This is a genomic window from Cellulomonas endometrii, assembly GCF_949769265.1.
Classification (GTDB): domain Bacteria; phylum Actinomycetota; class Actinomycetes; order Actinomycetales; family Cellulomonadaceae; genus Cellulomonas; species Cellulomonas endometrii.
Window position 1 is genome coordinate 129,288 of the sequence record NZ_CATKPC010000007.1, and the last position, 22,584, is coordinate 151,871.

The following is a 22,584-nucleotide window of genomic DNA, read 5'->3' on the forward strand; positions in this document are numbered from 1 at the left end:
GAGTGAGTCTGCCCGACGCCCCCGCCGATCACGACCCGGCGCGCGCGACGCCGGCGCACGGACGCACGCACGCGCCCCGACGCGCACGCACGCACACCGTCACGGTGCCGGCAGGAGCCCACGCTTCATCGCGACGGTCACGGCGCGGGTGCGGTCGTCGACCCCGAGCTTGGCGAACGCCCGCAGCAGGTGCGTCTTCACGGTCGCCTCGGTGATGAACAGCTCCCGGCCGACCGCCGCGTTCGACAGCCCGCGGGCCACGCCGGCCAGCACCTCGAGCTCGCGCGCCGTCAGCCGCTCCGCCTCGCCGCGCACCTGCTGCACGAGCCGCGACGCGACCGACGGCGACAGGGCCGACTCCCCGCGGGCCGCCGCGCGCACGCCGGCGACGAGCTGGTCGCGGGGCGTGTCCTTGAGCAGGTACCCGGTGGCCCCGGCCTCGACGGCACGCAGGATGTCGGTGTCGGTCTCGTAGGTGGTGAGCACCAGCACGCGCACCCCCGGGACCTCCGCGACGATGCGGGCGGTGGCCGCCGCGCCGTCCAGCACCGGCATCCGCAGGTCCATCAGCACCAGGTCGGGGGTGAGCGCGCGCGCCGCCTCGACCGCCGCGGCGCCGTCGGCGACCTCGCCGACCACCTCGATGTCCGGCTCGACGCTGAGCAGCCCCGCGAGGCCGGACCGCACCACCGGGTGGTCGTCGGCCACCAGCACCCGCACGGTCGTCCCCTGCACCCGTTCCGCCGTCACGCCGTCGCCGCCTCGTCCTCGTCCCGCGCGGCGAGCGGCATCGACAGCCGCACCCGCGTCCCTCGTCCCGGTTCGCCGGCCACGTCGAGCGTCCCGCCGCCGGCGGCCACCCGCTCGCGCATGCCCCGCAGCCCGACCCCCTCCGCGGTGCCCGGCGCGAGCCCCTGCCCGTCGTCCAGCACCTCCAGGGCGACCTCGCCCTCGGAGCGCACCAGCCGCAGCAGCACCCGCCGCGCCCCGGCGTGCTTCCGGACGTTCGCGAGCGCCTCCTGCGCGGCGCGCAGGAGGACCACCTCGGTGTCCCGGCCGGCGTCGCCCACGTCGCTCAGGCTGACCTCGACCCGCACGCCGGTCTCGGCGCCGAACCGCTCCGCCAGCCGCTCGAGCGCTTCGGTGAGGGTCGAGTCGGCCAGCGCGGCCGGCCCGAACGCCGCGACGAGCGCCCGCGCCTCGGCCAGGTTGTCCCGCGCCACGCGCTCGATCTGCGCGAGCCGGTCCCGGGCCTGCGCGTCCTGCCCGACGTCGATCTGCGCCTGCGCGGTCTGGGCGAGCATCACCACGCTGGTGAACCCCTGCGCCAGGGTGTCGTGGATCTCCTGCGCCACCCGCTCGCGCTCGGCCAGCACGCCGGCCGCGTGGTTGCTCGCGGCGAGCTGGGCCTGGGCGGTCTCCAGCTCCTCGATCAGCGCCGCGCGCTCCTCCGAGCGCTCGGCGACCCGGGTGATCCAGAACCCCAGGGCCAGGGAGAAGATCAGGCCGATCGCCATCTGCCCGGCCAGCACGACGAGGTCCGCGCCCTCGGCCTGCTCCCCGACCGCCATCGACGTGGTGGTCGCCACGGCCATGACGACCGACGCCACCACGCCCTCGCGCAGGTCGGCCGCGAAGAACCACACCTGGGAGAAGCCGATGAACAGCAGGATCGACCCGAGCGAGTTGATGCCGCCCGCCAGGGCCACCACCACGATGAGGACGGCGACGTACGAGCGGGTCAGCCGCAGGTCCCCGGTCAGCGCGCCGCGGCGCGCGAGCACGAGGTAGGCGACGAGCAGCAGCGCCAGCCCGCCGAGCGCGGCGAGCGCCGGCCCGCCCGGGGAAGGTGCCCTCCACCGCCAGCATCGACACCGCGCAGATGGCGAGCAGGGCGTAGAACACTGCGTCCCACCCGGCCAGCGCCCGGCGCCAGAAGTCCTCGCGCTCGGACGGCGCCGCGGCGTCGGGACGGAGCCGGGGTCCCGTCGGCCGGTGAGCAGCAGCGTCGAGCGGCCGGGGGGCGCGCTGACCGCGTCGTCCCCCCGCCGCTCGACGCTGCTGCTCACCGGCCCAGTGTGGCGCAGGTCAGCCGTCGTCACGCCGACGCCACCGGAAGGTCCGGACCCCGACCACGAGCCCGACGACCAGCCACGCGGCGAGCACCGCCGCGGTCGCCCCGTGCTGCCACGACCCGCCGACCTCGAGCGACGCGGCCTCCTCCGGCAGGAACACCGACCGCATGCCCTGCGCCATCCACTTCAGCGGGAACACGGAGGCGACCTGCTGCATCCAGGACGGCAGCTCGTAGAAGGTGAAGAACACCCCGGAGATGAACTGGAGCACGAGCACCACGGGTGTCACGACGGCGCTCGCCGACCGCCCGGAGCGCGGCAGGGACGAGAACCCGACCCCGCAGACGGCGCCCGCGGCCGTGCCGAGCACGAACACCCACGCGAACGTCCCCCACCGGGCGGCGTCGGACGGCAGCTCGACGTCGAAGAGCAGCGACGCCACGGCCAGCAGCAGCGCCACCTGGAGCACCGAGACGACCAGCACCTGGCCGACCTTGCCGAGGAAGTACGCCGCCGGCGGCAGCGGGGTCCCGCCGAGGCGCTTCAGCCCGCCCTCGTCCCGCTCGACCGGGATGGAGATCGCGAGCGACTGGAACGACGACAGCAGCACGCCGGTGGCGATCATCCCCGGCAGGAAGTACTGGGCGAACGGGATGCCGTCGGCGACGGTGGCGCCGTCCTGCCCGAACACCGTCGCGAAGATCGCCAGCATGATGATGGGGTACGCGAAGATGAAGATCAGCGCGTCGCGCTCCCGGAAGAACCCGCGGATCTCGTAGCGGGCGCGCTCGGCGCCGAGCGCCAGGGTGCTGGGCAGCCGTGGGGGCGCCGAGCGACGGCCGGCCTCCGACGGGGTGAGGGTGGTGCTCATCGCGCGACCTCCGTCGTGACGAGTGCGGGCTCCGCCGCGGCGGGTGCGGCGGAGCGGGTGGCGAGGGCGGCGGGCGCGCCGGCCTCGTCGTCGGCGATCAGCGACAGGTAGACGTCCTCCAGGGTCGGGCGCACCACCTGCAGCCCGGGGACCTCGCCGCCCGCGTCGCCGCCCAGCCGGGCCGCGAGCGCGGACACCAGGGCGGTGGGGGCGTCGGTCTGCTGCTGCCGGTGCGCGCCGCCCTCGGTCCACCGCACGACGGCCTGCCGGGCGGAGCGCCCGCCGAGGTCCGCCGGGGTGTCGACCGCGACGACGTGGCCGGAGCGCACGACGGCGACCCGGTCCGCCAGGTGCTCGGCCTCCTCCAGGTAGTGCGTGGTCAGCACGATCGTCGTGCCGCCGTCGCGCAGCCCGGCGATGAGGTCCCAGAACGCGTGCCGCGCCTCGGGGTCGAACCCGGTGGTCGGCTCGTCCAGGAACAGCAGCTCGGGGCGGCCGACGATGCCGAGCGCGACGTCGAGCCGCCGCCGCTGGCCCCCGGACAGCTGCCGGGTGCGCGTGCGGGCCTTCTCGCGCAGCCCCACGGCGTCGATGACCTCGTCCGGGTCACGGGGCGCGGGGTAGTACCGGGCGAAGTGGTGGACCAGCTCGCTCACGGTGGCCTCGGCCAGGTCGTTGCTGCTCTGCAGCACGATGCCGATCCGGGACCGCCACTCGCGGCCCGCCGTCTGGGGGTCGACGCCGAGCACGCGGACGTCGCCGCCGTCCCGCCGCCGGTAGCCCTCGAGGATCTCGACGGTGGTCGTCTTGCCCGCGCCGTTGGGCCCGAGCACCGCGACGATCTCGCCGCGGGCGACCGTGAGGTCCAGCCCGTCGACGGCGCGCTTCTCGCCGTACCGCTTCTGCAGCCCGGTCACCCGGACCGCGAGGTCGTTGTCGTCCATGCGTCCAGCCTGGCCGGACGCGCCGGGCGGCCGCGACGACCGGGGGACGGGACCGCCCGTCCACCGATCGGTGGACGGGCGGGTCAGCCTCAGCCCTCGGCGAGCAGCGCCTGGATCCGGCCGACGCCCTCGGCCAGGTCGTCGTCGCCGAGCGCGTACGACAGCCGCAGGTACCCGCTCGGCCCGAACGCCTCGCCCGGCACGACCGCGACCTCCGCCTGGTCGAGCAGCAGCGCGGCGAGCTCGGCGGACGTCGTCGGCGTCACGCCGCGGAACGTCCGGCCCAGCAGCCCGTCGACGGCGGGGTAGGCGTAGAACGCGCCCTCCGGGGCGGGGATCACCACCCCGTCGATCTCCGCCAGCATCCGCACCATCGTCCGGCGGCGGCGGTCGAAGGCCTCGCGCATCGCCGCGACGGCGGACAGGTCGCCGGTGAGCGCCGCCACGGCCGCGCGCTGCGACACGTTCGCGACGTTCGAGGTCAGGTGCGACTGCAGGTTCGTCGCGGCCTTCACCACGTCGCTCGGCCCGACGAGCCACCCGACCCGCCAGCCGGTCATCGCGTACGTCTTGGCGACGCCGTTCAGCACGACGGTGGTGTCGGCGAGCTCGGGCACGGCGCGCAGCACCGGCGTCGAGACCACGCCGTCGTAGGTGAGGTGCTCGTAGATCTCGTCGGTGACGACCCAGATCCCGTGCTCGAGCGCCCAGCGGCCGACCTCGGCGGTCTGCTCCGGGGAGTAGACGGCGCCCGTCGGGTTCGACGGCGAGCAGAACAGCAGGACCTTGGTGCGCGGGGTGCGCGCCGCCTCGAGCTGCTCGACGGTGACCTTGTAGCCCTGGTCGACGCCGGCGATCACCTCGACGGGGACGCCGCCCGCGAGCCGGATCGCCTCCGGGTAGGTGGTCCAGTACGGGCCGGGCAGCAGGACCTCGTCGCCCGGGTCGAGCAGCGTCGCGAACGCCTGGTACACCGCCTGCTTGCCGCCGTTGGTGACGAGGACGTCGCCGGGGGAGATCTCGTACCCGGAGTCGCGCAGCGTCTTGGCGGCGATGGCCTCCTTGAGCACCGGCAGGCCGCCGGCGGGGGAGTACCGGTGGTTCGCGGCGTCGCGCGCGGCGGCCACCGCGGCCTCGACGATGTAGTCGGGCGTCGGGAAGTCGGGCTCCCCCGCGCCGAAGCCGATCACGGGGCGGCCCGCGGCCTTGAGGGCCTTCGCCTTCGCGTCCACGGCGAGCGTGGCGGACTCGGCGATGCCGCCCACGCGTGCGGACACGCGGCGGGGGGTCGGGGACGACGCGGGCTGCTGGGGGCTGGACGCGCTCACGGGGTCATCCTGGCAGACCGGCGGCGGTTCGACCCGGGGCCGACCGTCGCGTAGAGTGGGTCCCCGGTGGTTGACGTCCGCCATGATGAGCCGCGCCCGGGTGACCGGACGCGCGCCCCTCAGGAGGACGACGCCGCCGTAGGGTAGTGGCGCAATTGGTAGCGCACCGGTCTCCAAAACCGGCGGTTGCGAGTTCGAGTCTCGCCTGCCCTGCGCGTGTGGTCACGTACCGCTCGTCCCTTTGAGGATCCCCTCGAGCGGGGCGGCGGACGACATGAGGCGCCCGGCGACGGCCGGCGTCGCGAGACGTAGGGGAACATCTGGTGAGCGACTCGGCACCCGTGGCGGCGTCCGACGCGGGCGAGCCCGCAGAGCGGACCGGCAGCGGTCGTCCCGCGAGCCCGGAGAAGCGCCGCGGCCTGTTCGCCCGGATCGCCCTGTTCGTCCGCCAGGTCGTGGCCGAGCTCAAGAAGGTCGTCCGGCCCACCCGGAACGAGCTCGTGACCTACACGGGCGTCGTCCTGGTGTTCGTCGCGGTCGTGATGGCCTTCGTGACGGTCGTCGACCTGGGCGTCGGCAAGGCCACCTTCTGGATCTTCGGGGGCTGAGCCTCCGCGGCGCCCCGCGGGCGCACGACATCTCAGCACCACCTTCCGCAGCAGAAAGCAGGTTCGCCCGTGTCGCAGGAATCGCAGGAGCCCGGTCTGGGTGCCGCCGAGTCCGAGCTCGACGACGCCCTCGCGTCGGTCGAGGCGGTCGAGGCCCCGGCGGCGGGTTCCGACGAGCCCGACGTGACGGACGAGGTCGAGACCGAGGACGTCGCCGAGGTCGAGGGTGACGAGGCCGCCGACGCGCCGGTCGCCGACGACGAGGCCGACGTGGACGTGGACGAGGACCCGGTCGCGGCGTTCAAGGCCCAGCTGCGGACGCAGCCCGGCGACTGGTACGTCATCCACTCCTACGCGGGCTACGAGAACCGCGTGAAGACGAACCTCGAGAACCGCACGCAGAGCCTCAACATGGAGGACTTCATCTACCAGGTGGAGGTCCCCATGGAGGAGGTCGTGGAGATCAAGAACGCGCAGCGCAAGGTCGTGCGCCGCGTCCGGATCCCCGGCTACGTGCTGGTCCGCATGGACCTCACCGACGAGTCGTGGGGCGCCGTCCGGCACACCCCGGGCGTCACCGGCTTCGTGGGCCACACCCACCAGCCCGTCCCGCTGACCCAGGACGAGGTCTTCTCGATGCTGGCGCCGACGATCGAGGCCAAGCCCTCGACGCCCGCGGCCGCCGGCGCCCAGAAGTCCGCCACCCCGATCGAGGTCGACTTCACCGTCGGCGAGTCCGTGACCGTCACCGACGGCCCGTTCGACACACTGCCGGCGACGATCTCCGAGATCACCCCCGAGAACCAGAAGCTCAAGGTCCTCGTCTCCATCTTCGGCCGGGAGACCCCGGTCGAGCTGTCGTTCAGCCAGGTCGCCAAGATCTGACCGAGCTGCCGCCCTCGCGGGCGGCGCCCCTGCAACCGGGTCATCGCCCACGGCGTCGGCCCACGAGACAAGAAAGGGTGGCTCATGCCCCCGAAGAAGAAGGTCACCGGCCTCATCAAGCTCCAGATCAAGGCCGGCGCGGCGACCCCCGCGCCGCCGATCGGCCCCGCGCTCGGTCAGCACGGCGTCAACATCATGGAGTTCTGCAAGGCCTACAACGCGGCCACCGAGGCCCAGCGCGGCAACGTGATCCCGGTGGAGATCACGGTCTACGAGGACCGTTCCTTCACCTTCATCACGAAGACCCCGCCGGCCGCGGAGCTCATCAAGAAGGCCGCCGGTGTCGACAAGGGCTCGCCCACGCCGCACACCACCAAGGTGGCCAGCCTGACCGCCGAGCAGGTCCGCGAGATCGCGCAGACCAAGCTCGAGGACCTGAACGCCAACGACCTCGCCGCCGCCGAGAAGATCATCGCCGGCACCGCGCGCTCGATGGGCATCACCGTCCAGGCCTGACCCTCGTACGACCCCCGCCCGGGGACGTCCCGGGCGGGGCAGTGGCAGGGCCCTGTGCGGCCCGACGACCACGACTGCTGAAGAAGAGAGAGAGCAGATGGCGAAGCACAGCAAGGCGTACCGCGCCGCGGCCGAGAAGATCGAGCCGGGCGAGGTCTACGCCCCCCTCCAGGCGATCCGCCTGGCCCAGGAGACCTCGACCACGAAGTACGACGCGACCGTCGAGGTCGCGATGCGTCTCGGTGTCGACCCCCGCAAGGCCGACCAGATGGTGCGCGGCACCGTCAACCTCCCGCACGGCACCGGCAAGACCGCCCGCGTGATCGTGTTCGCGACGGGTGAGCGTGCCGAGCAGGCCCGCGCCGCCGGTGCGGACGAGGTCGGCGGCGACGAGCTGATCGAGAAGGTCGCGGCCGGCTACACCGACTTCGACTCCGCGGTCGCGACCCCGGACCTCATGGGCAAGGTCGGTCGCCTCGGCAAGGTGCTCGGTCCCCGTGGCCTGATGCCGAACCCGAAGACCGGCACCGTGACGATGGACGTGGCCAAGGCCGTCACCGAGATCAAGGGCGGCAAGATCGAGTTCCGCGTCGACAAGCACGCGAACCTGCACTTCATCATCGGCAAGACGTCGTTCTCGGACACCCAGCTGGTCGAGAACTACGCCGCCGCGCTGGAGGAGATCCTGCGTCTCAAGCCGTCCGCGTCGAAGGGTCGCTACATCAGCAAGGCGACCGTCTCGACCACGAACGGCCCCGGCATCCTGGTCGACCAGAGCAAGACCCGGAACCTCACCTCGGAGGAGGACGCGGCCTGACGCCCCGTCCCACCCGTACCGCAGGCCCGGTCCCCCGTCGTGGGGGACCGGGCCTGCGGTCGTCCGGGTCGCCCCTGGGCTAGTGCCCGGCGTGCCCCTGCTCGGCGGGCAGGCCGTGCGAGCCGTGCGGGACGGCGTGCGCCCCGGCCTCCGTCGCGGCGAGCCCGGGGACGGTGACGAGCGCGACCAGCAGGGCGCCGGCGGCCAGCACCCCGGCCTGACCGCGGGGGCCCAGGGCGCGGCGCGGGCCGGGTGCGGTGGCGGCCCGGCGGCCGAGCGCGAGGGCGATCGCCGTGCCCAGCCCGAGGGCGAGGGCGGCGGCCTCCGCGGCGGTCGGGCGGGTCTGCGTGAGCGGGGCGGCCAGCAGCACGGCGGGCCCGACCAGCAGCAGGGCCCCGACGGCCGCGGCCGGGCCGCGCACCGGGCCGCGGAGCGCCGCGACGGCCCAGCCGAGCACGGCCAGCCCGACCGCCGCCAGCGCGACGCCGGCCCCGGGGTGGCGGGCCAGGTGCCCCGCGGCGACGCCCTCCGTGACGAGGCCGAGCCCGAGGGCCCCGAGCCCGGCCCAGAGCCGCGCGGTCTGCTCGAGGGCCCCCTCGGCGGTCGCGGCGGCGCCCGCCCCGGGCTCGCCCGCCGGCCGGGACCGGCCGGCCGCGCGGCCGGTGCGCGGCGCCCGGCCTGCGAGCGGAACCCGGCCGGCGAGCGTGGCCGTCATGCCCGGCGTGCCGCGACGCGGGAGCCCGCGGCCTGCTTGTCGGCGGCGAGGCCGACGCCGAGCAGCAGCACGGCGCTGCCGAGGTGCAGCACGTTGTCCGCGCCGTTGAGCGCCAGGATGTTCGCGGACGAGCCGACCAGGAACAGCCCGAGCAGGCCGACGAGCAGGTACACCCCGCCGACCGTGGTGTTGGCGGCGCGGGCGGCGGGCACGGACGCGGTCGCCGCGCCGAGCAGGACCGCGCCGATCGCCAGGTGCACGATGTTGTGGAGCGGGTTGACCTCGAACACGATCAGCGTGCCGCCCTCGGTGCCGGCGAACGCGGCGCCGGAGCTCACGAGGAACCCGGCGATGCCGACGAGCAGGTAGACGGCGCCGAAGATGCCCCCGACGAGGCGGTTGGCGGACTGTCCCATGGTGATGTCTCCTCCCGGGGTGCGTCCCCGCAGACGGTGCGCGCGGTGCTGCACGCGTCGGGGGTTCGGAGCGGTGGCGCCCACGGATGGGTGGTGATCCGTCGCGTCGGCGGGCAGTTCGGGCCCGGGCCTGGACGCCGGGCCGGCGCTGCACCAGGGTGGAGGCATGCTCGTGGCTTTCTCCGTGTCCCCGCTCGGTGCGGGCGAGTCCGTGACCGAGGCCGTGGCGGACGCCGTCCGCGTCGTCCGCGAGTCCGGGCTCCCGCACCGCACCGACGCCATGTTCACCACCGTCGAGGGCGAGTGGGACGAGTGCATGGACGTCGTGCGCCGTGCCGCCGAGGCGGTGGGCCGGCACGCCGGGCGGGTGAGCCTGGTGCTGAAGGCCGACATCCGGCCTGGGCACACCGGCGAGCTGACCGGCAAGGTCGAGCGGCTGGAGGCCCGGCTCTCGTCCTGAGCGCGGCCGCACGCGGTGGCGTGGACATCTGGTGCAGATGGGTGGGTCCCGGGCCTGGGCGGCCCGGGCGGGTGACAGACTGCCGTGCGGTGAGTGCGCTCCGGCGCACCGGTGACAGGGCCTGCGCCGCGGCGCGGCAGCCGTCCGGCGGCGCGCGGGACGCAGGAAGGGAAGCAGCGTACTGATGGCGATCTTCGAGCTCGACGGCGGGCGCGGCAGTCTCGTCCAGCCGATGCGGCCCCGGGCCGACTCCTTCGAGGTCGACTCCGCGACGCTGGTCACCGACCACGTGGCCGCGCTGCTCGGCGAGCAGGTGCTCCCCGTCCGGGAGGGCGGCTCCGGCGGCCCGCACCTGCTGGCGCTCGACGCCGCGACCCGGCCCGTCGTGGTCGAGGTCGTGCAGCAGCTGGACGAGGCCGGGCTGGTGCGCGCGCTGCGGCACGCCGGCGGCGCCGCCCGCCTGAGCCGCGCCGACCTGGCCCGCATGTACTCCGGCGGGGCGGACGCGTTCGAGCCCGACCTCGCGGTGTTCCGCGACCGGGCGCCGATCCTGCAGGCGCAGGCGCCCGCCGCGACGGGCGTGCGGCTCGTGATCGTGTGCGCGGACGTCACCGAGGGCGTCCTCGAGGCGGTCGACTTCGTCACCGCCGGCGCGCACGTCGAGGTGCTGCGGCTCGGCGTGACGCAGGGCCCCGGCGGGCGCCGCTACGTCGACGTGTCCCCGCTGCGGTCCAGCACCGCGGGCGAGCGCCGCGCGGTCGAGCCCGGGCCGCGCACCGGGTCGATCCAGGTCGCGCCCCGCGCCTCCGGGGCGGCCGTCACCGACCCGACCCCGGTCGTGCCCCGGCCGGCGTCCGACCCGACCCCCGTCGTGCCCCGGCCGGCGTCCGACGCGGCCGGGCCGCACCGGCACGCCGCGCCCGAGCCCCGCCCGGCCGACCCTGCGCCCACCGCGCGGACCGAGCCCGCACGCGCGGACGAGACCACGCTCCTGCCCGCCGTCGCCCCGGAGGCCGACCGCACCCCGGTGCCGTCGCTCGCCGCCATCGCCGCCGCCGAGGGCCGGCCGACCGAGCTGGTGTGGCTCCGCGTCCGGCGCGGTCAGCGGCTGGTCGCCACGCTGCGCACCGACGGCCTCATCGAGCTGCCGGGCGGCGGCGTGCACGCGGACCCCGGCGCCGCGGCGACCGAGGCGGCCGACCTCGAGCGGCCCACCGACGGCTGGCGGGTGTGGCGGGTCGGCGGCGACGACGGCCCGACGCTCGGCGAGGCGGCGGGCGTCGTCTGACGCTCACGACCAGCCGTAGGCCGCCGTCCACCGGCTGATCTCGGCGTACAGCCGTGCCCGCACCGGGGCCGGCGACAGCGTGAGGTCGTGCACCCCGCCGGCGATCCGCACCACGGACACCAGCGGGCCGAGCTGGACGGACCGCCGCGCCAGCAGCTCCACGTCCAGCACGATGTCCGCGGCGCGCATGTCCTCGCTCCACCGCGGGCTGATGACGGTCCGGGTGGACGCGAGCATGAGGACCGGCGACGTGATGTGCAGGCCTCGGGCGACCTCGGCGTGCCCGGCCATCACCGCGGCCAGCCAGCCGGCGCGCACCGGGAACGACGGGGTGGGCCGCCAGGTCTCGTCGTAGGTCCACTCCCCGCCGTCGGACGCGCGCAGGGTGCGGGCGTAGAAGCCGGGGTCGATGTTGGGCAGCGGCGTCTTCGGCTGGATGCGCGCGAGCCGCGCGATGGCCGGGGCGCTGGCGTGCCGGACCACCGCGGCGCCCTGCAGCTCCAGCCACGGGGAGTTCAGCACCAGCCCGTGCACCCGCCCCGGGTGCCGGTTCGCCCACAGGACCGTCACCAGCCCGCCGGTCGAGTGGCCCATCAGCATGACGCGGGCCCGGCGGCCGAGGTCGCGGTGCACCTGGTCCAGGGCCGCCTCGATCTCCTCGTCGTAGGTGCGCAGGTCGTCGACGTAGCCGGGAGTCTGGTGGGGGCGCAGGCTGCGGCCGTACTTGCGCAGGTCGAGCGCGTAGAACGCGGCACCCTGCGCGTGCCAGAACTCCGCGAGCCCGGTCTGGAAGAAGTAGTCCGACCAGCCGTGCACGTACAGGACCGCCCGCGAGGGCCGGATCGGCTCGGGGGTCGGCGGCGCGTACCGGACCAGGGAGGCGACGACCTCGCCCTCGTCGTCGGGCGCGAGCTCGATCGTCCGGACGCGGTAGTCCTCGCCGAGGACGTCCGTGCGCCAGCGGCCCGCCATGCCCACCCCCTGCGTCGTGCGTCCGCGTCGTCGGCGGCTGCGTCAGACCTCGGCGACGACCTTGCCGAACTGCTCGCCGCGCGCCAAGCGTGCCAGGCCGTCGCCCACCCGGGCCAGCGGGACCGTGGAGTCGACGACCGGCCGCACGCCGGTGCGGGCGAGGAACTCCAGCAGCTGCTCGAGGTCCTGCCGGCTGCCCATGGTGGCGCCGAGCACCGCGATCTCCAGGAAGAACAGCCGCTGGATCTCCATCGCGGCGGGGTCGCCGGTGGTGGCGCCCGCGACGACGATCGTGCCGCCCGGGCGCACCGAGCGCACGGAGTGCGACCAGGTCGCGGCGCCCACCGTCTCGATCACCAGGTCGGCCCGGCCGGGCAGCCGCTCGCCCGGCGCGACCGCTCCGGCGGCGCCCAGGTCCAGCGCCCGCGCCCGCCGGCCCTCGTCGCGGCTCGTGGCCCAGACCTCGAGCCCCGCGGCGGCGGCGAGCCGGATCGCCGCCGTGGCGACGCCGCCGCCCGCGCCCTGCACCAGCACCCGCTGGCCCGGCTGCGCGCGGCCCGTCGTGAACAGCATCCGGTACGCGGTCAGCCAGGCGGTCGGCACGCAGGCGGCCTCGACGAACGACAGCCCGGCGGGCTTGTCCACGAGGTTCCACGTGGGGACGGCCACCCGCTCGGCCAGCGTGCCCGGGTACCGCTCGGACAGCAGCGACCGTGGCTCCGCGGGCCCGACGCCGTGGCCGCTCGCCCCGCCGATCACCGCGTGCAGAACGACCTCGCGGCCGTCCGCGGTGACGCCCGCGGCGTCGGTGCCGAGCACCATCGGCAGCTGCTCCGCCCGCAGGCCGACGCCGCGCAGGGACCACAGGTCGTGCTGGTTGAGCGCGGCCGCCCGGACGTCGACGGTCGTCCAGTGCTCGCGGGCCTCCGGTGCGGGGTGTTCCCCGACGGTCAGCCCGGCCAGCGGGTCGTCGGGCGCGAACCGGGTCACGAGGGCGGCGAGCACGGTCCCGACCCTAGCCCTCAGAGCAGGGGCAGCATGCGACCGAGGTCCGGGACGGCGTCGGACGTGAACCGGGGGGCCAGCGCCGCCGCCAGCACGTCGACGTCGTAGGGCACGCGCCCGGCGGCGAGCCGCACCCAGGTCAGCGGCTGCACGATCTCCAGGTCCCAGCCGCCGCGCGCCTGCACGATCCGCAGCAGCTCGCGGGACACGAGGTCCAGCGCGTCGCCGTCGACGGGACCGCCGCCGGGCTCGTCCACCGCGCCGCCGACACCGACGGCGCCGACCCGGGGCAGCGGGCCGACGCCCGTGCCGAGCTCCGCGCGGGAGCCGGGGGCCGCCCCGCGGGCGCGGGCGAGGGAGCGCTGCAGGTCGTCGGCGTGCACGACCAGCTCGGTCACCCGGGAGGCGACCATCGTGGACAGCAGCACGGGGCCGCGGCGGGCCTGCACCACGCGGTCCTGCGGGCCGAGCTCGTCGAGGCGGGCGAACGCCCGCGCCACCAGGGCGTCGACGTGGCGCAGCGGGTCGTCGGCGATCTCGGCGGCCAGCTCGCGGGTGACCCGGTCGATGTCGTCGGCGCGGCCGGCGTACGTCCCGAGGTACTCCGCGAGGCTGAGCGGGACGGTGCCGTGCGGGACCGGCTCGCAGTCGGCCAGGGCGCTCATCGCCCGGCCCAGGTGGGCGACCACGTCGGCGACGGACCAGCCGTCCAGCACGCTGGGGGTGCCGGCGGTGTCCGCGTCGAGCACGTCACCCACCCACGCGCGCAGCGTGCGCCACTGCCGCCGGAGCACGGCGGTGCGGGCGGCGACGTCCTCGGTCCCGGTGCGAGCCATGGGCTCAGCCTGGCACGCGCGCCGCGCGCCGCACCCGGCCGCGCGCCGTGCCGCCCGCCGACCGGCGCGCCGCGACCGGCCGGCTCACCGCTCCAGGTGCGCGCGGACCAGCGGGCCGAGCTGCTCGTGCTCGATCAGGAACCCGTCGTGGCCGTACGGCGTGCGCAGCGTGCGGACGGGGCCGGCCCCGGGGACGCCGGCGGCGATCCGGGCGGACTGCTCGGGCAGGAACAGCCGGTCGGAGTCGACGGCCACGACCAGGGTGTCCGCGGTGACGCCGGCGAGCGCCGCCTCGACGCCGCCGCGGTCCCGGCCGAGGTCGTGCGTGATCATCGACCGGGTGAGCACCGCGTAGGTGTTGGCGTCGAACCGGCGCGCGAGCTTGTCGCCGTGGTGGTCGAGGTAGGACTGCACCGCGAACCGGCCGCCGTCCAGCGGCTCCTCGCCGCCCTGCGGGATGCGGCCGAACCGCTGGTCGAGCTCGGCGGCGCTGCGGTACGTCTGGTGCGCGATCTGCCGGGCCAGCCCGAGGCCGACGTGCGGCCCCTCGCCGTCCGGCGCGTCGTAGTAGTCGCCGCCGCGGAACCGCGGGTCCGCGGCGAGGGCGGACAGCTGGGTGTGGAACGACGCGATCTGGTCGCCGGACGTCTGCGCGGTGGTCGCGATCGCGGCGAGCCGCCGGACCCGGCCGGGAGCGGTGGCGGCCCACTCGAGCGCGCGCTGCCCGCCCATCGACGCCCCCACGACGAGCGCCCAGGACCCGATGCCGAGCGCGTCGGCGAGCCGGAGCTCCGCGGCGACCTGGTCCCGCACGGTCAGCCAGGGGAACCGGCTGCCCCACGGGCGGCCGTCGGGAGCGGTGCTCGCGGGGCCGGTGGTGCCCTGGCAGCCGCCCAGCACGTTCGGCGCGACGACGAACCAGCGGTCGGTGTCGATCGGCGCCCCCGGCCCGACCAGCGTCGACCACCAGCCCGGCGTCGGGTGCCCCGGGCCCGCGGCGCCGGTGACGTGCGAGTCCCCGGTCAGCGCGTGCAGCACGAGCACGGCGTTCGACCCGTCGGGCGCGAGCGTGCCCCAGGTCTCGTAGGCCATCCGCACCGCGGGCAGGTGCCCGCCGGCCTCCAGGTCGAGCGGGCCGAGGTCCCGGAACTGGCGACGGCCCACGGGGTCGCCGTCGCGCCAGGCGGACGACGCCCGGGGCGGGACGTCGGGCTCCGCGCGGCGACGGGGCTGGTGCGGGGTGGTCGTGCGGGGCTCGGGCACAGGACGTCCTGACGGGGGCGCGCCGACGGGCGCCGCGGTGGTCACGGCGCCCGTCGGGGTGGTGGGGGAGGTCACGGGGGCGCTCAGGCCCCCTTGGCGGCGCGGAAGCCGGCGTCGAGGTCGGCGAGGATGTCCTCGACGCCCTCCAGGCCGACGGACAGCCGGACCAGGCCCGGGGTGACGCCGGACAGCGCCTGCTCCTCGGGCGTGAGCTGGCTGTGCGTCGTCGAGGCGGGGTGGATGACGAGCGAGCGGACGTCGCCGATGTTCGCCACGTTGGAGTGCAGCTCCAGGGCCGACACGAACGCCTGGCCCGCCTCCGCCCCGCCCGCGATCTCGAACGCCAGGACCGCGCCGGTGCCCCGGGGGCCGTACTTGCGGCCGAGCTCGTACTGCGGGTGCGACGGCAGGCCCGCGTAGGTGACGGACAGGACGTCGTCGCGCGCCTCCAGCCACTCGGCGACCGCCTGGGCGTTCGCCACGTGCCGCTCGATGCGCAGCGACAGCGTCTCCAGGCCCTGAGCGATGAGGAACGCGTTGAACGGGCTGATCGCCGCGCCCAGGTCGCGCAGCAGCTGGACCCGCGCGCGCAGGACGTAGGAGAGGTTGACGCCGAACGCGCCGTCCTTGCCGAGGTCCCGGGCGAACACGAGGCCGTCGTAGGACGGGTCGGGCTGGTTGAACGACGGGAACCGCTCGGGGTCCGCGCCGAAGTCGAAGGTGCCGCCGTCGACGATCACGCCGCCGATCGCGGTGCCGTGCCCGCCCAGGTACTTGGTCGCGGAGTGCACCACGACGTCGGCGCCCCACTCGAGCGGGCGGATCAGATACGGGGTCGGGACCGTGTTGTCGACGATGAGCGGGACGCCGGCCTCGTGCGCGACGCCGGCGACCGTCTCGATGTCGAGCACGTCCTGCTTCGGGTTCGGCACCGTCTCGGCGAAGAGCGCCTTGGTGTTCGGGCGCACGGCGTCGCGCCAGGCCTGCGGGTCGTGCGGGTCCGTGACGAACGTGGTCTCGATGCCGTAGCGCGGGAGGGTGTGGTGCAGCAGGTTGTACGTGCCGCCGTAGAGGCTGGGGCTCGCCACCACGTGGCTGCCGGCCTCGGCGACGTTGAGGATCGCGTACGTCTCGGCGGCCTGGCCGGACGCGACGAGCAGCGCGCCCACGCCGCCCTCCAGGGAGGCCAGCCGGTCCTCGACGGCCTGCACGGTCGGGTTGCCGATGCGGGTGTAGATCGGGCCCAGGTCCTTCAGGGCGAACCGGTCGGCGGCGACCCCCGCGTCGGGGAACACGAACGACGTCGACTGGTAGATCGGCAGGGCGCGCGCCCCGGTGGCGGCGTCGGGGGTCTGGCCGGCGTGGATCTGGCGGGTCTCGAACGACCACTGCTGCTGGGTCATGGTGGCTCCTGGGTGAGGGGGTGCGGGCGGCGCGGGAGGGTTTGCTGCGGGGGTTCGCACGCGCGTCGTGCCAGGAGGGGTCCGGGCCGGGGCTGCCGGTGTGCGGCCGCCCCGCGCGACGGACGGTGTCGGTGGCGGGGGAGCCGGGTCCGCGGGGCCGGGGACGGCCTGCGGGCACAGCCGAGCGTGCGCTGGTCAGCGACACATTCGGCGGGACATGCGGCTCACAGTACGGAGCAGCGGGGCGTGGCCGGAACAGGCGTCTTGCCATCTGAGATGCGCCGTCCACTGTGCGGGCGCGATCGCGCTGGTCATCGCGCCGGCATCGCCCAGCCGGGTGATTTGTCGCCGAACCTGTCCAGTTCGTCCCGAACCACGCCGATGTGACTCATGTGAACGGTGTGACTCGTGTTCACTTCTGTGACGTTCGCCGGTAGCGTTCCCGCGGGGCGAGCCGGTGGACCGGCAGCCGCGGCGGGCGCACGACGCGCCGCCACGGAGCACCGACGACGAAGGGTGGACCTGGTGCGGACGACCGGACGAGCGCGCGCGGCGCGCAGCGCTGCCGCGGTGATCACGGCGGCGGTGCTCCTCGTGCCCGCGAGCGGTGCGGCCCTGGCGGACCCCGACGTGACCGACCAGGACGTGCGGGACGCCCAGCGGGCCGTCACCAGCGCGTCCGGGGCGATCGCCGGCATCGAGGTGCGGCTCGCGCAGCTGAGCACCGAGGCCGAGGCGGCGGAGATCCAGGTCGCGCAGGCGGGCGAGACCTACGCCCAGGCGCAGGCCGACCTCGCCGCGGCGCAGCAGGCCTCCGAGGCGGCCGCGCAGCAGTACGACCAGGCGACCGAGCAGTTCGAGGAGGCACGGGCCACGCTCGTCGCCATCGCCCGGCAGGCGGCGCGGTCCGGCGGCTCCATGGACACCGTGCAGGCGCTCCTGTCGTCCGACGGGTTCCAGGACGTCGTCGAGCGCAGCGAGGCGCTGTCGAAGGTCAGCAGCCAGGCCGACGAGGCCGTGCAGTCCTACCTCGCCGCCGAGCAGGTCGCGACCACGCTGAAGAAGCAGGCCGACACCGCCGCGGCCGCGCAGGAGACCGCCGCCGCCGACGCGCAGACCGCGCTCGAGGCTGCGGAGCAGGCGCAGTCCGACGCCGACGCGGCCGTCGCGTCCGCCCAGACCGAGCGGCAGGGCCTCATCGTCCAGCTCGCCGCGGCCCGGAGCACCAGCGCCCCGGCGAGCAGGCCCGCCAGGACCAGATCGACGCCGAGCGCCGCCAGCGCGCCGAGGCCGCCGCCCTCGCCCAGCGCACGCAGGTCGCGACCCCGGCGGCGACCACGCCGGCCCCGTCCACCCCGGCCAGCCCGTCGACGCCCTCGACCCCGAGCACGCCGTCGACGCCCAGCACCCGCCGGTCACGACGCCGCCGCCCGCGACGACGACCCCGCCCGTCACGGCCCCGCCGGTCGACCCGCCCGTCACGAAGCCCCGGTCACGCCGCCGCCCGTCAGCCCCGGCTCGTCCTCGGGCTCCACGTCGAGCGCCGAGGCCGCGATCGCGTGGGCGCGGACCAAGATCGGCCTGCCGTACGTGTGGGGCGGCACCGGCCCGAACGGCTACGACTGCTCCGGCCTGACCCAGGGCGCCTGGCGCTCCGCGGGCGTCAGCCTGAACCGCACGTCGCGGGACCAGTACCGGCAGGTCAAGAAGATCTCGTACAACGAGCTGCGCCCGGGCGACCTCGTGTTCTGGGGGACGAACCCGAACGACGCGAGCTCGGTCTACCACGTGGCCATGTACATCGGCGGCGGGCAGATCATCGAGGCGCCCAAGCCCGGCACGCCCGTCCGGATCGCGTCGATGCGCTACTCCGGCACCATGACGTACGCCGGTCGCCCGTGACCGGCCGCCCCTGACGCCAGGCGCGACGCGAGGAGCCCCGGCACGCCGTGCGCGTGCCGGGGCTCCTGGCGTGCGGGGTCAGTGCTGGTCGTAGCCCGCGTCGATCGCGCGCTGGCGGGAGCGCTCGATCTCCGCCTCGGCCTCGGCGCGGCCGGTCCAGTGCGCGCCCTCGACGGACTTGCCGGGCTCGAGGTCCTTGTAGACCTCGAAGAAGTGCTGGATCTCCAGGCGGTGGAAGTCCGACACGTCGTCGATGTCCTGGCGCCACGCGGCCCGCTGGTCGCCGGTCGGCACGCACAGCACCTTGTCGTCGCCGCCGGCCTCGTCGCGCATGCGGAACATGCCGAGCGCGCGGCACCGGATCAGGCAGCCGGGGAACGTGGGCTCCTCGAGCAGCACCAGCGCGTCCAGCGGGTCGCCGTCCTCGCCGAGGGTGCCGTCGATGAACCCGTAGTCGTCCGGGTACCGGGTGGAGGTGAACAGCATGCGGTCGAGCCGGATCCGGCCGGTCGCATGGTCCACCTCGTACTTGTTCCGCTGGCCCTTCGGGATCTCGATCGTGACGTCGAACTCCACACCCGCTCCTTCGTCGCCGCGGTCCGACGCGCGTCGGACCCGCGGGCAGCTGATCACGGCGGCGTGCCAGGTGGCGGCACGCCGCGCCTCAGCACCTAGTGTGACGCACGGACGGCGACGGCAGGGCCCGGAGCGGTCGACAGGCACGGACCGGCAGGGACCGGCAGGCACGGGAAGCAGGTGGGCGGGTGGCACGGGCGGCCAGGACGGTGGGCGTGACCGCGCTCGTGGCGGTGCTCGCGGCCGGCGGGTACGCCACCGCGGACGCGTACGACGTGGTGCCCGGCGTGGTGACGCTCGCGCCGGTGCCGGCCCCCGCGGCGCCGTTCCCCGAGGTGCCCGGAGCAGCCGCCGACCCCGCCGGGGCGCAGGTGCTCGCGGACCTCGACGCCGCGGTCCCGGCGCCCGGCGGGGCGCAGGTGCAGGCGCTCGTGCAGGCGCTGGTCACCGACCCGCGGGTCGGCCCGTCGGCCGGCGTGGTGGTCGCGGACGGGCTGACGGGCGAGGTGCTCGCGCAGCACGCCGCGGACGCCCCGCGCACGCCCGCGTCGACCGCGAAGCTCGTCACGGGCGTCGCCGCGCTCACCCAGCTCGGGGCGGACCGCACGTTCGACACCACCGTGCGGCAGGGTCCGGGCGACCAGATCGTCCTGGTCGGCGGCGGCGACATGATGCTGGCCCCCGGCGCGGGCGACGAGGACGCGGTGAACGGGCGGGCCGGGCTCGCGGACCTCGCGGCGCAGGTGGCGCTCCAGCTGCGGCTCGTCGGCCGGGACACGGTCTCCCTGGCCGTCGACGACACGCTGTTCAGCGGTCCGGCGCTCGCGCCCGGCTGGGACCCGGCCGACATCGCGATGGGCTACGTGGCGCCCGTGTCGTCGGTGGCGGTCGACATCGCGAAGATCACCGCGGGGGAGTACCCGCCGCGGCACGCCGACCCCGCGATGAACGCCGCCACCGTGCTCGCGGCCCGGCTGGCCGAGGTCGGCATCACCGTCACCGGGACGCCCGCCCGGGTGCGGGAGCCCGCGACGGGCGACGTGCTCGGCGTCGTGTCGTCCGCCCCGGTCGCCGAGGTCGCGCACTACTTCCTCGACACCTCCGACAACACCATCACCGAGGTCGTGGCGCGCATGGTCGCCCTCGACCTGGGGCTGCCCGGGAGCTTCGAGGGCGCGACGCAGGCCGTGCTGCGCACCGTGCAGACGCGCGGGGTCGACACCGCGGGCGCCGTGCTGGCCGACGCCTCCGGCCTCGCCGACGGCTCCGCGCTGCCGCCCGACCTGCTGCTGGGGCTGCTGCGGCTCGTGGTCGACCCCGCGCACCCCGAGCTGCGCGAGGTCGGCACCGGCATGCCGATCGGCGGGCTCACGGGCACGCTCGCGGACCGGTTCACGTCCGGCCCCGCCACGGGCCTCGTCCGCGCGAAGACGGGCAGCCTCGCCGGCGTGACGTCCCTGGCCGGGCAGGTGCTCGACGCGGACGGCCGGATGCTGCTGTTCGTGCTGATGGCCGACCAGACCGGCGCGGTGGGCCAGTACCAGCCGCGCCAGGCGCTCGACGGCTTCGTCACCCAGCTCGCGGCCTGCGGCTGCCGCTGAGGTCCGGGGACGCTCGCCGGGTGGACGGTTCCGACCGGCACGCCGTGGGCGTGTCCGTCCGAACCATCCACCCTCGGCCGGGGCCGGGGCCGTGCGCGTGCCGTCCTCGGGTGTGCCCCCCCCCCTCGCCCCCCGCCGCCGCCTCCGCCGCCGTCGTCGACGACCGGGGGCGCACGCTCGCGACCCGGTCCTCGGGCGAGACGCGCCGGCACGCCGAGGCGCTCACTCCCCTGGTGGACGCGGTGCTCGCCGAGGCGGGTGTCGCGCGCGGCGACCTCACCGCGGTCGTCGCGGGCACGGGCCCGGCACCGTTCACCGGGCTGCGCGTCGGCCTCGTCACGGCCCGGACGCTCGGCCTCGCGCTCGGCATCCCCGTGCACGGCGTCTCGTCGCTCGACGCGGTGGCGCTCGCGACGGTGCGCGCCGCCGCCGACGGCGCGGTGGACCTGGGCGACCGGGAGCTCCTGGTGGTCACCGACGCCCGCCGCCGCGAGGTGTACTGGGCGCGCTACCGGGCCGTCGTCGGCGCGGGGACCGAGCCGGGCGTCGAGCTGGTGGCCGGCCCCGCGGTCGAGGCCCCGGCGGCGCTCGCGGAGCGCGGGCTGGACGGCGCCGCGCTGGTCGGCCAGGGCACCGGGCTGTACCCGGACCTGCTGCCGGCCCTCGACGGCGCGCCCGCGGACGTGGACCCCGCGGACCTGGCGCGGGTCGCGCTGACCCGGCTGGCCGCCGGTGGCGACGGCGTGACGCTCCCGACGGAGCCGCTGTACCTGCGCCGCCCCGACGCGGTGCCGCCGGCCGCGGCGAAGCGGGCGCGCGCGTGACGGGTGCCCCCGCGGACGTCGTCCTGCGCCCGCTCACCGACGCGGACCTGGACACCCTCGAGGACCTGGAGCGCGTGCTGTTCGGGGCCGGCGCGTGGTCGCGGGCGTCGCTCGCCGAGGAGCTCACCGGCCCGGGACGCTGGTACGTCGGCGCGCAGGACCGGGCGTCGGGCGAGCTGCTCGGGTACGCGGGGCTGTGGTTCGACGGGTACGACGGGCAGGTGATGACCGTCGGCACCCGGCCGGACGCGCAGGGGCGCGGCGTCGGCCGGCAGCTGCTCGACGCGCTGCTGGACCACGCCCGCGAGCTCGGCGCCGGGGACGTGCTGCTCGAGGTGCGGGTCGACAACGAGCCGGCGCTGCGGCTGTACGAGCGCGCGGGGTTCGAGCGGTTCGGCCGCCGGAAGGGCTACTACCAGCCCGAGAACGTCGACGCGTGGACGATGCGCCGCCGGGTCGCCCCGCCGGCCTGACGCCGGCCCCCGGGACGACACAGGGACGACGCCGGCCCCCGGGACGACACAGGGCCCCCGCCGCGTGGCGAGGGCCCTGTCGTGCCGGAGGGTCAGATCGTGCGGGCGACGTCCTCGAAGTCGAGGCGGCCCTGGCGCGGGTGCGAGGCCGGCATGCCGAGGCCCTCGTGCTCCGCGGGGGCGGTGCCCACGTTCGCGACCATGATCGAGCGCCACGGCGTCCCGGCGAAGAGGTCGGCGTCCAGGCCGGGGGCGTCGAACCCGGTCATGGGGCCGACGTGCAGCCCGGCGGCGCGCAGCCCGACGATGAGGTAGCCGGCCTGCAGGAAGGCGTTGTCGCGCGACATCCGCTCCCGCACCGGCTCGGCGGCGGCGAAGTTCTCGCGCGCGCCGGCCATGTGCGGGGCGAGGCGCGGGAGCTGCTCGTGGAAGTCGAGGTCGGCGGCGACGACGATGCTGAGCGGCGCGCGCAGCGTCTTGGCCTTGTTGCCGTCGGCCATGTGGGCGACCAGGCGCTCGCGGGCCCCGGGGGAGCGGACCAGCAGCAGGCGCAGCGGCAGGGAGTTCATCGCGGTCGGGCCCCAGCGGACGACGTCCCAGACGGCGCGGATCTGCTCGTCCGTGACCTCCCCGTCGGTGAACGTGTTCACGGTCCGGGCGGCACGGAAGACGAGATCGGCGACCTCCTTCGGGACGCGGAGCTCCGTCGGGTCGGTCGGCGTGGGCGTGTCGATGCTCATGGTCGGTTGAATCCACAACCAACCCGGGACATTCCAGTTGCCTGGGTGAACTGGGTCACACCGGGC

General features: G+C 75.8%; 24 protein-coding genes and 1 tRNA gene. 11 read left to right on the forward strand and 14 right to left on the reverse strand.

Annotation, left to right across the window (positions count from 1 at the left end):
* Window positions 1-99: 99 nt before the first annotated feature.
* The 5 genes from QNH85_RS09935 to QNH85_RS09955 form a co-directional block, all read right to left on the reverse strand.
* A complete protein-coding gene (locus QNH85_RS09935; RefSeq protein WP_282946163.1) occupies window positions 100-735 on the reverse strand; it encodes a response regulator transcription factor in 636 nt (211 codons plus the stop codon).
* An 11-nt stretch (window positions 736-746) separates the two neighbouring features.
* Window positions 747-1,784 (reverse strand): sensor histidine kinase, encoded by a 1,038-nt coding sequence (locus tag QNH85_RS09940; protein ID WP_282946165.1) that lies wholly within the window; start codon window positions 1,782-1,784, stop codon window positions 747-749.
* A gap of 304 nt (window positions 1,785-2,088) precedes the next feature.
* The gene (locus QNH85_RS09945; protein WP_282946167.1) at window positions 2,089-2,946 is read right to left on the reverse strand and encodes an ABC transporter permease; all 858 of its coding nucleotides are present in this window, start codon (window positions 2,944-2,946) and stop codon (window positions 2,089-2,091) included.
* A complete protein-coding gene (locus QNH85_RS09950; protein ID WP_282946170.1) occupies window positions 2,943-3,890 on the reverse strand; it encodes an ABC transporter ATP-binding protein in 948 nt (315 codons plus the stop codon). The genes QNH85_RS09945 and QNH85_RS09950 overlap by 4 nt, the downstream gene beginning before the upstream one ends.
* An 89-nt stretch (window positions 3,891-3,979) precedes the next feature.
* A complete protein-coding gene (locus QNH85_RS09955; protein ID WP_282946172.1) occupies window positions 3,980-5,218 on the reverse strand; it encodes a pyridoxal phosphate-dependent aminotransferase in 1,239 nt (412 codons plus the stop codon).
* 140 nt (window positions 5,219-5,358) lie between these two features.
* On the opposite strand from QNH85_RS09955, the gene QNH85_RS09960 reads away from it, so the two are divergent.
* The 5 genes from QNH85_RS09960 to rplA all read left to right on the forward strand — a co-directional run bounded on the left by QNH85_RS09960 (window position 5,359) and on the right by rplA (window position 8,044).
* Window positions 5,359-5,431, forward strand: a tRNA-Trp gene (locus QNH85_RS09960).
* A 110-nt stretch (window positions 5,432-5,541) separates the two neighbouring features.
* Window positions 5,542-5,826, forward strand: coding sequence for a preprotein translocase subunit SecE (secE, locus tag QNH85_RS09965; RefSeq protein WP_282946173.1), 285 nt, complete (start codon window positions 5,542-5,544; stop codon window positions 5,824-5,826).
* Window positions 5,827-5,895: 69 nt separating this feature from the next.
* Window positions 5,896-6,711 (forward strand): transcription termination/antitermination protein NusG, encoded by an 816-nt coding sequence (gene nusG / locus QNH85_RS09970; protein ID WP_282946175.1) that lies wholly within the window; start codon window positions 5,896-5,898, stop codon window positions 6,709-6,711.
* An 84-nt stretch (window positions 6,712-6,795) separates the two neighbouring features.
* On the forward strand, window positions 6,796-7,227 hold the full coding sequence (gene rplK, locus QNH85_RS09975; protein WP_213281262.1) for a 50S ribosomal protein L11: 432 nt from the start codon (window positions 6,796-6,798) through the stop codon (window positions 7,225-7,227).
* Window positions 7,228-7,324: 97 nt separating this feature from the next.
* Window positions 7,325-8,044, forward strand: a complete 720-nt coding sequence (gene rplA, locus QNH85_RS09980) for a 50S ribosomal protein L1 (RefSeq protein WP_282946178.1) — start codon at window positions 7,325-7,327, stop codon at window positions 8,042-8,044.
* Window positions 8,045-8,123: 79 nt separating this feature from the next.
* Here the strand turns inward: rplA and QNH85_RS09985 are convergent, their stop codons facing one another.
* Together QNH85_RS09985 and QNH85_RS09990 are read right to left on the reverse strand one after the other, a co-directional pair.
* Window positions 8,124-8,759: a hypothetical protein gene (locus QNH85_RS09985; protein ID WP_282946179.1), complete on the reverse strand. Its 636-nt coding sequence runs from the start codon at window positions 8,757-8,759 to the stop codon at window positions 8,124-8,126.
* Window positions 8,756-9,175, reverse strand: coding sequence for a DUF4383 domain-containing protein (locus QNH85_RS09990; RefSeq protein WP_213281265.1), 420 nt, complete (start codon window positions 9,173-9,175; stop codon window positions 8,756-8,758). The genes QNH85_RS09985 and QNH85_RS09990 overlap by 4 nt, the downstream gene beginning before the upstream one ends.
* A 166-nt stretch (window positions 9,176-9,341) precedes the next feature.
* Here QNH85_RS09990 and QNH85_RS09995 point away from each other — a divergent pair, with 166 nt between their 5' ends.
* Both QNH85_RS09995 and QNH85_RS10000 read left to right on the forward strand, forming a co-directional pair.
* The gene (locus tag QNH85_RS09995) at window positions 9,342-9,635 is read left to right on the forward strand and encodes a thiamine-binding protein (protein WP_282946180.1); all 294 of its coding nucleotides are present in this window, start codon (window positions 9,342-9,344) and stop codon (window positions 9,633-9,635) included.
* Between the two features lie 184 nt (window positions 9,636-9,819).
* Window positions 9,820-10,923: a restriction system modified-DNA reader domain-containing protein gene (locus QNH85_RS10000; protein WP_282946181.1), complete on the forward strand. Its 1,104-nt coding sequence runs from the start codon at window positions 9,820-9,822 to the stop codon at window positions 10,921-10,923.
* Between the two features lie 3 nt (window positions 10,924-10,926).
* Here the strand turns inward: QNH85_RS10000 and QNH85_RS10005 are convergent, their stop codons facing one another.
* From QNH85_RS10005 to QNH85_RS10025, 5 genes are all read right to left on the reverse strand, one after another.
* Window positions 10,927-11,895, reverse strand: a complete 969-nt coding sequence (locus tag QNH85_RS10005; protein ID WP_282946182.1) for an alpha/beta hydrolase — start codon at window positions 11,893-11,895, stop codon at window positions 10,927-10,929.
* Window positions 11,896-11,937: 42 nt separating this feature from the next.
* Complete coding sequence (locus QNH85_RS10010) at window positions 11,938-12,900, reverse strand: zinc-binding dehydrogenase (protein ID WP_282946183.1); 963 nt, start codon at window positions 12,898-12,900, stop codon at window positions 11,938-11,940.
* A gap of 17 nt (window positions 12,901-12,917) precedes the next feature.
* Window positions 12,918-13,736 carry a maleylpyruvate isomerase N-terminal domain-containing protein gene (locus QNH85_RS10015; RefSeq protein ID WP_282946184.1) on the reverse strand — a complete coding sequence of 273 codons (819 nt, stop codon included), beginning with the start codon at window positions 13,734-13,736 and terminating at the stop codon, window positions 12,918-12,920.
* 84 nt (window positions 13,737-13,820) lie between these two features.
* A complete protein-coding gene (metX, locus tag QNH85_RS10020) occupies window positions 13,821-14,999 on the reverse strand; it encodes a homoserine O-acetyltransferase MetX (RefSeq protein ID WP_282946185.1) in 1,179 nt (392 codons plus the stop codon).
* Window positions 15,000-15,082: 83 nt separating this feature from the next.
* On the reverse strand, window positions 15,083-16,402 hold the full coding sequence (locus QNH85_RS10025) for a bifunctional o-acetylhomoserine/o-acetylserine sulfhydrylase (protein WP_282946186.1): 1,320 nt from the start codon (window positions 16,400-16,402) through the stop codon (window positions 15,083-15,085).
* A gap of 525 nt (window positions 16,403-16,927) precedes the next feature.
* On the opposite strand from QNH85_RS10025, the gene QNH85_RS10030 reads away from it, so the two are divergent.
* Window positions 16,928-18,304: a C40 family peptidase gene (locus QNH85_RS10030; protein ID WP_282946187.1), complete on the forward strand. Its 1,377-nt coding sequence runs from the start codon at window positions 16,928-16,930 to the stop codon at window positions 18,302-18,304.
* A 78-nt stretch (window positions 18,305-18,382) separates the two neighbouring features.
* On the opposite strand, the gene QNH85_RS10035 is transcribed toward QNH85_RS10030, so the two are convergent.
* Window positions 18,383-18,880, reverse strand: coding sequence for an inorganic diphosphatase (locus QNH85_RS10035; protein WP_213281274.1), 498 nt, complete (start codon window positions 18,878-18,880; stop codon window positions 18,383-18,385).
* Window positions 18,881-19,095: 215 nt separating this feature from the next.
* On the opposite strand from QNH85_RS10035, the gene dacB reads away from it, so the two are divergent.
* From dacB to rimI, 3 genes are all read left to right on the forward strand, one after another.
* Entirely contained in the window at window positions 19,096-20,481 is a 1,386-nt protein-coding gene (gene dacB / locus QNH85_RS10040; protein WP_282946188.1) for a D-alanyl-D-alanine carboxypeptidase/D-alanyl-D-alanine endopeptidase, read from the forward strand.
* Window positions 20,482-20,591: 110 nt separating this feature from the next.
* On the forward strand, window positions 20,592-21,305 hold the full coding sequence (gene tsaB, locus QNH85_RS10045) for a tRNA (adenosine(37)-N6)-threonylcarbamoyltransferase complex dimerization subunit type 1 TsaB (RefSeq protein WP_282946189.1): 714 nt from the start codon (window positions 20,592-20,594) through the stop codon (window positions 21,303-21,305).
* Window positions 21,302-21,778 carry a ribosomal protein S18-alanine N-acetyltransferase gene (gene rimI, locus QNH85_RS10050; protein WP_282946190.1) on the forward strand — a complete coding sequence of 159 codons (477 nt, stop codon included), beginning with the start codon at window positions 21,302-21,304 and terminating at the stop codon, window positions 21,776-21,778. The genes tsaB and rimI overlap by 4 nt, the downstream gene beginning before the upstream one ends.
* 92 nt (window positions 21,779-21,870) lie before the next feature.
* Here rimI and QNH85_RS10055 read toward each other — a convergent pair whose 3' ends face one another.
* Entirely contained in the window at window positions 21,871-22,518 is a 648-nt protein-coding gene (locus tag QNH85_RS10055; RefSeq protein WP_282946191.1) for a malonic semialdehyde reductase, read from the reverse strand.
* Between the last annotated feature and the right edge of the window lie 66 nt (window positions 22,519-22,584).

What these genes read in the sequence shown, in the direction of transcription:
- QNH85_RS09945 (WP_282946167.1), bottom strand. Translation starts at nt 2,946, where the DNA reads ATGAGCACCACCCTCACCCCGTCGGAGGCCGGCCGTCGCTCGGCGCCC.
- QNH85_RS09950 (WP_282946170.1), bottom strand. Translation starts at nt 3,890, where the DNA reads ATGGACGACAACGACCTCGCGGTCCGGGTGACCGGGCTGCAGAAGCGG.
- rplK (WP_213281262.1), top strand. Translation starts at nt 6,796, where the DNA reads ATGCCCCCGAAGAAGAAGGTCACCGGCCTCATCAAGCTCCAGATCAAG.
- rplA (WP_282946178.1), top strand. Translation starts at nt 7,325, where the DNA reads ATGGCGAAGCACAGCAAGGCGTACCGCGCCGCGGCCGAGAAGATCGAG.
- QNH85_RS09985 (WP_282946179.1), bottom strand. Translation starts at nt 8,759, where the DNA reads ATGACGGCCACGCTCGCCGGCCGGGTTCCGCTCGCAGGCCGGGCGCCG.
- QNH85_RS09990 (WP_213281265.1), bottom strand. Translation starts at nt 9,175, where the DNA reads ATGGGACAGTCCGCCAACCGCCTCGTCGGGGGCATCTTCGGCGCCGTC.
- QNH85_RS09995 (WP_282946180.1), top strand. Translation starts at nt 9,342, where the DNA reads ATGCTCGTGGCTTTCTCCGTGTCCCCGCTCGGTGCGGGCGAGTCCGTG.
- QNH85_RS10000 (WP_282946181.1), top strand. Translation starts at nt 9,820, where the DNA reads ATGGCGATCTTCGAGCTCGACGGCGGGCGCGGCAGTCTCGTCCAGCCG.
- QNH85_RS10005 (WP_282946182.1), bottom strand. Translation starts at nt 11,895, where the DNA reads ATGGCGGGCCGCTGGCGCACGGACGTCCTCGGCGAGGACTACCGCGTC.
- QNH85_RS10015 (WP_282946184.1), bottom strand. Translation starts at nt 13,736, where the DNA reads ATGGCTCGCACCGGGACCGAGGACGTCGCCGCCCGCACCGCCGTGCTC.
- QNH85_RS10025 (WP_282946186.1), bottom strand. Translation starts at nt 16,402, where the DNA reads ATGACCCAGCAGCAGTGGTCGTTCGAGACCCGCCAGATCCACGCCGGC.
- QNH85_RS10055 (WP_282946191.1), bottom strand. Translation starts at nt 22,518, where the DNA reads ATGAGCATCGACACGCCCACGCCGACCGACCCGACGGAGCTCCGCGTC.